Annotated in this window: 7 protein-coding genes and 1 pseudogene; 6 read left to right on the top strand and 2 right to left on the bottom strand. The window is 50.2% G+C overall.

The genetic code is table 11. From position 1 onward, the window contains the following. From rssA to GS12_RS21430, 5 genes are all read left to right on the top strand, one after another. A partial coding sequence (rssA, locus tag GS12_RS21410; protein WP_034950694.1) for a patatin-like phospholipase RssA occupies positions 1 to 607 on the top strand: 607 nt, incomplete at its 5' end. Positions 608 to 690: 83 nt separating this feature from the next. Beyond that, entirely contained in the window at positions 691 to 1,704 is a 1,014-nt protein-coding gene (gene rssB, locus GS12_RS21415; RefSeq protein ID WP_034950696.1) for a two-component system response regulator RssB, read from the top strand. A gap of 195 nt (positions 1,705 to 1,899) precedes the next feature. Further along, complete coding sequence (gene galU, locus GS12_RS21420; protein ID WP_034915196.1) at positions 1,900 to 2,808, top strand: UTP--glucose-1-phosphate uridylyltransferase GalU; 909 nt, start codon at positions 1,900 to 1,902, stop codon at positions 2,806 to 2,808. 25 nt (positions 2,809 to 2,833) lie between these two features. Beyond that, on the top strand, positions 2,834 to 4,174 hold the full coding sequence (locus tag GS12_RS21425) for a UDP-glucose dehydrogenase family protein (protein ID WP_034915193.1): 1,341 nt from the start codon (positions 2,834 to 2,836) through the stop codon (positions 4,172 to 4,174). 14 nt (positions 4,175 to 4,188) lie between these two features. Continuing rightward, positions 4,189 to 5,193 (top strand): NAD-dependent epimerase, encoded by a 1,005-nt coding sequence (locus GS12_RS21430; RefSeq protein WP_034950699.1) that lies wholly within the window; start codon positions 4,189 to 4,191, stop codon positions 5,191 to 5,193. Positions 5,194 to 5,266: 73 nt separating this feature from the next. On the opposite strand, the gene hns is transcribed toward GS12_RS21430, so the two are convergent. Continuing rightward, the gene (hns, locus tag GS12_RS21435) at positions 5,267 to 5,674 is read right to left on the bottom strand and encodes a histone-like nucleoid-structuring protein H-NS (protein ID WP_034950702.1); all 408 of its coding nucleotides are present in this window, start codon (positions 5,672 to 5,674) and stop codon (positions 5,267 to 5,269) included. Positions 5,675 to 6,201: 527 nt separating this feature from the next. Between hns and tdk the strand changes: the two genes are divergently transcribed. Then, positions 6,202 to 6,819 (top strand): thymidine kinase, encoded by a 618-nt coding sequence (tdk, locus tag GS12_RS21440; protein WP_034915187.1) that lies wholly within the window; start codon positions 6,202 to 6,204, stop codon positions 6,817 to 6,819. A 57-nt stretch (positions 6,820 to 6,876) separates the two neighbouring features. Here tdk and GS12_RS21445 read toward each other — a convergent pair. Next, a pseudogene (locus GS12_RS21445) lies at positions 6,877 to 7,700 on the bottom strand (bifunctional acetaldehyde-CoA/alcohol dehydrogenase); the annotation flags it as partial.

Here is a 7,700-nt window from a genome sequence, read left to right on the forward strand (position 1 = left end):
GTGCTCACTTCCCTTCGGCGCCGTTGCCACGAATCTCAGTACCGGTCGCGAACTGTGGCTGACCGAAGGTGACCTTCATCAGGCGGTTCGCGCCTCTTGCAGTATGCCCGGTCTGCTATCGCCAGTTGAATGGAACGGCTACTGGCTGGTTGATGGGGCCGTCGTTAACCCTGTTCCTATCTCTCTGACGCGTGCGCTGGGCGCCGATATCGTGATTGCTGTCGATCTTCAGCACGACGCGCATCTGATGCATCAGGATTTACTTTCCGTTACGCCTGTCGAGGAGCGCACATCAAGCGCAGCCGCTTCGGGGTGGGGCGTTAAGCTGCGGCAAACGCTGACGCGCGCCACTCAGCGAAAAATGAATCAACGTCCCGGCGCGATGGAGATTATGACCACCTCGATACAGGTGCTTGAAAACTGCGTGAAACGTACGCGTATGGCGGGCGACCCTCCTGATGTCCTCATTCAGCCCTTTTGTCCGCAAATTTCCACGCTCGATTTTCACCGTGCGGCGGAAGCCATTGAAGCCGGTCGGCTGGCCGTTGAAAAGAGAATGGATGAACTCTTGCCGCTGATCCGCCATAAATTATCTAAGGATGAATAAGTTATGCGGTTAATGCTTTTTACCACGAGCGAGAATGGTTTTTATGAGCCACTATTGAGTTATCTGCTGTGCAAGGGGGAATAATGGAGAAGCCGTTAACCGGAAAACAGATTCTGATTGTTGAAGACGAAGCCGTTTTCCGTTCCCTGCTGAACAACTTTCTTGATGCGCTGGGGGCAACCGTTGTCGTCGCTGATGACGGACTTGATGCGCTGGAAAAAATCGGCGCCACTGTGCCCGACCTGATGATCTGCGATCTGGCGATGCCGCGCATGGATGGCCTTCAACTGGTTGAGAATCTTCGCAGCAGCGGCAATGACATCCCGATTCTTATCGTTTCAGCAACGGAGAACATGGCCGATATCGCCAGCGTCCTTCGGCTCGGCGTGCAGGATGTGTTGCTCAAGCCGCTAAAAGATTTAGGCCGTCTGCGTGAAGCGGTGTTTGAGTGCCTGTACCCTTCAATGTTCTCCTCGAAAGTCGAAGAGGATGAACAGCTTTTTCAGGACTGGGACGCGCTGGCCCAGGATCCTCAGGCGGCGGCCAAATTGCTTAAACAGCTACAGCCGCCGGTGCAACAGACGATCGCACACTGCCGTATAAATTATCGTCAGCTCACGATGGCCGAACAGCCGGGTCTGGTGTTGGATGTGGCGGCCCTTTCTGAGAAAGATTTGGCGTTCTACTGTCTTGATGTGACGCGCGCCGGAGATAATGGCGTACTCGCTGCTTTATTATTGCGCGCATTATTTAACGGCCTGCTTCAGGATCAATTGTCCGGCCAGTCTCAGCGGTTACCAGAATTAAATGGCCTGTTAAAACAGGTTAATCTGCTTTTACGCCAGGCCAATCTGAAAGGGCAGTTTCCTTTATTGGTCGGCTATTATCATCAGGGATTGAAAAACCTTATTCTTGTTTCTGCGGGATTAAATGCCACCCTGAACGTAAATGCCCATCAAATACAGCTCAGTAATGGTGTCCCGCTTGGTACGATGGGCAGTACACATTTGAATCAAATAAGCCAGCGCTGTAGTGACTGGCAGTGTCAGGTATGGGGCGCCGGCGGCAGGCTGCGCCTGATGTTGTCGACCGATTAAACCGGCCGCGGATATTCATGTCCGCGAAGCCGGGCAGGTCCAGAGATTGGCTTTATACTTGGGTAATAATCTTAAATTATGCTGAAATGATTCAACCAGGATAAATCCGTCAGGGTTCCACTGGTATACTCACTTCGTTTTTTAAACTCGACATATCAAGTAATAACTTGAACGGCCTAACAGAGAGGTACTTTGATGTCTGCCTATAAGTCCAAAGTAAAAAAAGCGGTAATCCCCGTTGCAGGACTGGGAACGCGTATGCTGCCAGCAACTAAAGCTATTCCTAAAGAAATGTTGCCGCTGGTTGATAAGCCGCTAATTCAGTATGTCGTAAACGAGTGTATTGCCGCAGGCATTAATGAGATCGTACTGGTTACGCATTCTTCAAAAAACTCTATCGAAAACCATTTCGATACCAGTTTCGAACTCGAAGCCATGTTGGAAAAGCGCGTCAAGCGTCAGCTGCTGGAAGAAATTCAGTCTATTTGCCCACCGCACGTCACCATCATGCAGGTGCGTCAGGGGCTGGCAAAAGGGCTTGGCCACGCGGTGATGTGTGCGCATCCGGTTATCGGTGACGAACCTGTCGCTGTTATCCTTCCAGACGTTATCATCGACGAATACGAATCCAACCTGGCGAAAGAAAACCTGGCTGACATGATCCGTCGCTTTGAAGAAACCGGCAACAGCCAGATCATGGTTGAGCCCGTCGCTGACGTGACCGCTTACGGCGTGGTGGATTGCCAGGGCGCACAGCTTAACCCAGGCGAAAGCGCACCAATGGTCGGTGTGGTGGAAAAACCTAAAGCAGATAAAGCGCCGTCAAATCTGGCAGTAGTGGGCCGTTATGTGCTCTCTGCTGACATCTGGCCTCTGCTGGCGAAGACACCTCCAGGCGCGGGTGACGAAATTCAGCTGACCGACTCGATCGCTATGCTGATGGATAAAGAGACTGTAGAAGCTTACCATCTTAAAGGCATCAGCCATGACTGTGGTAACAAGCTCGGCTATATGCAGGCGTTTGTAGAGTATGGCGTGCGCCATAATTCGCTGGGCAGCGACTTTAAAGAGTGGCTCGAAAGCACCGTTGGTAATAAAAAGTAAGTTTAATTTTAACCGGGACAATTCAATGAAAGTCACCGTATTTGGTATCGGCTATGTCGGTCTGGTTCAGGCTGCGGTTTTAGCTGAAGTCGGACATGACGTTCTTTGCATCGATGTTGACGAAAACAAAGTCGACAATCTGAAGAAAGGGATCATTCCAATTTTTGAACCGGGCCTGACGCCGCTGGTTAAGCAAAACTATGAGGCGGGTCGTCTCAAGTTTTCCACTGACGCTAAAGAGGGCGTTAACCACGGTATCATGCAGTTTATCGCGGTTGGTACGCCGCCCGATGAAGACGGTTCCGCAGATCTGAAATATGTTACTGCCGTAGCCCGTACTATTGCACAGCACATGAACGATCATAAGGTTGTGATCGATAAATCAACCGTTCCTGTCGGCACTGCTGACAAGGTTCGCGGCGTGATGGAAGAGACGCTGAAGGGAAGAAACGCTGAGATTGCGTTTGACGTGGTCTCTAACCCTGAATTCCTCAAAGAGGGCGCGGCGGTAAGCGACTGCATGCGTCCTGAACGTATCGTTGTCGGTACCGATAATGACGAGGTTGTTGAGCTTCTGCGCGAGCTTTATGAGCCGTTCAACCGCAACCACGACCGTATGATCCTGATGGATATTCGTAGCGCAGAGCTGACCAAGTACGCGGCAAACTGCATGCTGGCGACAAAAATCAGCTTTATGAACGAGATTTCTAACCTTGCGGAGCGTCTGGGCGCAGACGTTGAGAAAGTTCGTCAGGGTATTGGGTCTGATTCACGCATCGGCTACTCGTTTATCTATCCTGGCTGCGGCTACGGCGGTTCCTGCTTCCCGAAAGACGTGCAGGCGCTGATCCGCACCGCAGAGCAGATTGGTTACAAACCGCGTCTGCTTCAGGCGGTGGAAGACGTTAACGATTCGCAGAAAACCAAGCTGCCAACCTTTATTAAGCGTCACTTCGGCGACAATCTTCAGGGCAAGACCTTTGCACTGTGGGGCCTGTCATTCAAACCGAACACGGACGATATGCGCGAAGCCTCCAGCCGCGTGCTGATGGAAACGCTGTGGGAAGCAGGCGCGACGGTGCAGGCTTTCGATCCGGAAGCAATGGATGAAGCGCAGCGTATCTACGGTCACCGTGACGATCTGAAGCTGATGGGCACCAAAGAAGCAGCCCTTCAGGGCGCTGACGGTCTGGTCATTTGTACCGAATGGCAAAATTTCCGCGCCCCGGATTTTGACGTTATTAAAAATGCTCTGAAAGAAGCCGTGATTTTTGATGGTCGTAACCTGTATGATCCAGAGAGAGTCAGTAAACGCGGTTTTGTTTATTATGCAATCGGCCGCGGAGCTTCTATCCAAATTGCATAATTAATGAGGGCAGTATGAAATATCTGGTTACCGGCGCAGCAGGATTTATCGGCTTTCACGTTACAAACCGTCTGCTGTCGGCCGGTCACCAGGTTGTCGGAATCGACAACCTGAACGATTATTACGATGTCAATCTGAAGCTGGCCCGCCTGGCACAGATCGCCTCTCCCGATTTCACCTTTATAAAACTCGATTTAGCCGACCGCGAAGGCATTGCGGCACTTTTTGCCAGTCAGAGTTTTGAACGCGTTATTCATTTGGGCGCACAGGCCGGCGTGCGTTATTCGCTGGACAATCCTCTCGCCTATGCCGACGCGAATCTGATTGGTCACCTGAATATTCTTGAAGGCTGTCGTCACAATAATATTGGCCATCTGCTTTACGCTTCATCAAGCTCCGTTTATGGGCTCAACCGCAAAATGCCATTTTCCACCGATGATTCGGTCGATCATCCGGTTTCGCTCTATGCGGCGACAAAAAAAGCGAATGAGCTGATGTCTCATACCTATTCGCACCTTTATGGCATACCGACTACCGGATTACGCTTTTTCACGGTTTACGGCCCGTGGGGGCGCCCGGATATGGCCTTATTCAAATTCACCAAAGCCATCGTTGCCGGCGAAGCCATTGACGTTTATAACAACGGTCAGATGCGGCGCGACTTTACCTATATTGATGACATTGCCGAAGCGATTTTCCGTCTTCAGGATGTTATTCCGCAGGCTGATGCGCAGTGGACGGTTGAAAACGGCAGTCCGGCGACCAGCTCTGCGCCGTATCGTGTTTATAATATTGGCAACAGCCAGCCGGTGACGTTGATGGCCTATATCGAGGCGTTGGAAAAAGCCCTGGGCAGTGAAGCAGTAAAAAATATGCTGCCGATGCAGCCCGGAGATGTGCTGGAAACCAGCGCCGATACGCAAGCGCTTTATCAGGCCATTGGCTTTAAGCCGCAGACCAGCGTGGAAGAGGGAATATCACGCTTTGTCGGCTGGTACAAAACGTTCTACCAGGTGTAAACCGACTATTAAAAAAGGAAGCGTCAGCTTCCTTTTTTTATCACGAGAAAGAGTAGGGTTTTAATAAAAGACGTTACAGCAGGAAATCGTCCAGCGTTTTGCCTTCTTCATCAATTGCTTTTTTGATTACTGCCGGGGTACGTCCCTGGCCGGTCCATGTTTTGGCCTGGCCGTTCTCATCAACAAATTTATATTTCGCCGGACGAGCGGCACGTTTGGACTTACCGGAAGTTTTAGAGGTACCCAGTACGGCCAGTAATTCATTTGGATCGATGTCGTCGGCAATCAGCATTTCACGATACTGTTGAAGTTTACGGGCTCGCTCTTCGTTTTCAGCCTGCGCATGGTTTTCTTCTTCACGACGCTCATTAACCACAACTTCAAGTTTTTCCAGCATCTCTTCCAGAGTTTCCAGCGTACATTCACGCGCCTGTGCGCGCAGAGTACGAATATTGTTCAATATTTTTAGCGATTCGCTCATTGTCAAAAATCTCAAATTTATAAAATATGTGGGTATGTTTTAGCTCAATAATAATAAGGCGGGAAAAAAGGTTCTGCAATAGCAAATTTCTATCGTTAAATGTCAGCGCTGGCTTAAAAGGTAAATGCATTTCTTGCTAATATTTTGATGTAATTTTAATTATTTGGGAATAGTCAACGCGCTGGAAATGCCGCCTTAACGCAACGTTAATACCCTATCCATTAGCGCGTTTTACGATTTATAAATTTTCAGTCAGCATGCCGAGTCGGCAGATAATGTCAGGAAAATATCAGGGAAAATAGTCTTATATTGCTGAATAAATGTGATTTTCATCTTTTCCATTAGCCCTCGACGTTGCCGTTTTTTTTGTGAAATTTACAATCTGAATTATTAATAATTTATTTATTACTCTTTCGTATAGCTGGCGGGAACGTCGTAAAGCAACTATTAATGTCACGCAGAATCAAGGGGTATATGATACACTGCCGGGCGAAATTTTTTGAACTGCCTATCTGGAGTCGAACAAAATGGCTCAGCTATATTTTTACTATTCTGCGATGAATGCAGGTAAATCAACGGCGCTCCTACAGTCCTCATATAACTATCAGGAGCGTGGGATGCGAACGCTGGTTTATACGGCAGAAATCGACAACCGCTTTGGTACCGGCAAAGTCAGCTCGCGTATCGGGCTGTCATCACCGGCAAAACTGTATAACAACGCGACGGATCTCTTTGGTGACATTGAAGCCGGGCAGCGGGTCGAGCCGGTGCACTGTGTCTTAATCGACGAAAGCCAGTTTCTGACTCGCGATCAGGTCAAAGCATTGTCTGACGTGGTGGATAATCTGGATATCCCTGTTTTGTGTTATGGCCTGCGTACGGATTTTCGCGGCGAGCTTTTTACCGGTAGCCAGTATCTGCTGGCGTGGGCCGACAAACTAATTGAACTGAAAACCGTCTGCCACTGTGGTCGTAAAGCGGGAATGGTGCTGCGCCTCGATCATGAGGGCAAGCCGTATAAAGAAGGGGAGCAGGTCGTCATCGGCGGTAATGAGCGCTACGTGTCGGTCTGCCGCAAGCATTATAAAGCGGCGATTGAGCAGGGATGCATGCGTGCGATACACGGCGAGCATGGCCTGAGGTGATGAAGGGCCGTTGCCTGGTGTAAAAAAAAAACCGCCTTTCGGCGGTTTTTTAATGAGTTATGCCTTTTTCACTTTTTTAGGCATTTGTTCTTTAACGTTGTCAATTGGCTGCTTAACAATCGCTTCGGATACGCTGCCAAATGGCTCGCTGTACTCACGGCCGTAGAAGGTATCCATCATGATTTGTTTCAGCTCTGCAATCAACGGATAGCGTGGGTTAGCACCGGTACACTGGTCGTCGAAGGCATCATCAGCCAGCTTATCAACTTTCGCCAGGAAGTCCGCTTCCTGCACGCCCGCTTCGCGGATTGATTTAGGAATGCCCAACTGCGCTTTCAGATCTTCCAGCCACACCAGCAGTTTCTCGATTTTCTGCGCGGTGCGATCGCCAGGGGCGCTCAGCTTCAGATGGTCAGCCACTTCGGCGTAGCGACGACGCGCCTGTGGACGGTCGTACTGACTGAAAGCCGTCTGCTTGGTTGGATTATCATTAGCGTTATAGCGAATAACGTTGCTGATAAGCAGGGCATTAGCCAGACCGTGCGGAATGTGGAATTCCGAACCGAGCTTGTGCGCCATTGAGTGACATACGCCGAGGAAGGCATTGGCGAAAGCGATACCGGCGATAGTGGCGGCGTTATGAACGCGTTCACGCGCTACCGGGTTTTTCGCGCCTTCGTTGTAGCTTGCCGCCAGGTTTTCCTGGAGCAGCTTCAGCGCCTGAAGTGCCTGTCCATCAGAGTATTCATTTGCCAGAACTGAAACGTACGCTTCCAGCGCGTGCGTCACCGCATCCAGACCACCGAACGCACACAGCGATTTCGGCATATTCATCACCAGATTAGCGTCAACGATGGCCATATCCGGCGTCAGCGCGTAGT

The sequence above is a fragment of the Erwinia oleae genome, assembly GCF_000770305.1.
In the GTDB taxonomy this organism is placed as follows: Bacteria; Pseudomonadota; Gammaproteobacteria; order Enterobacterales; family Enterobacteriaceae; genus Erwinia; species Erwinia oleae.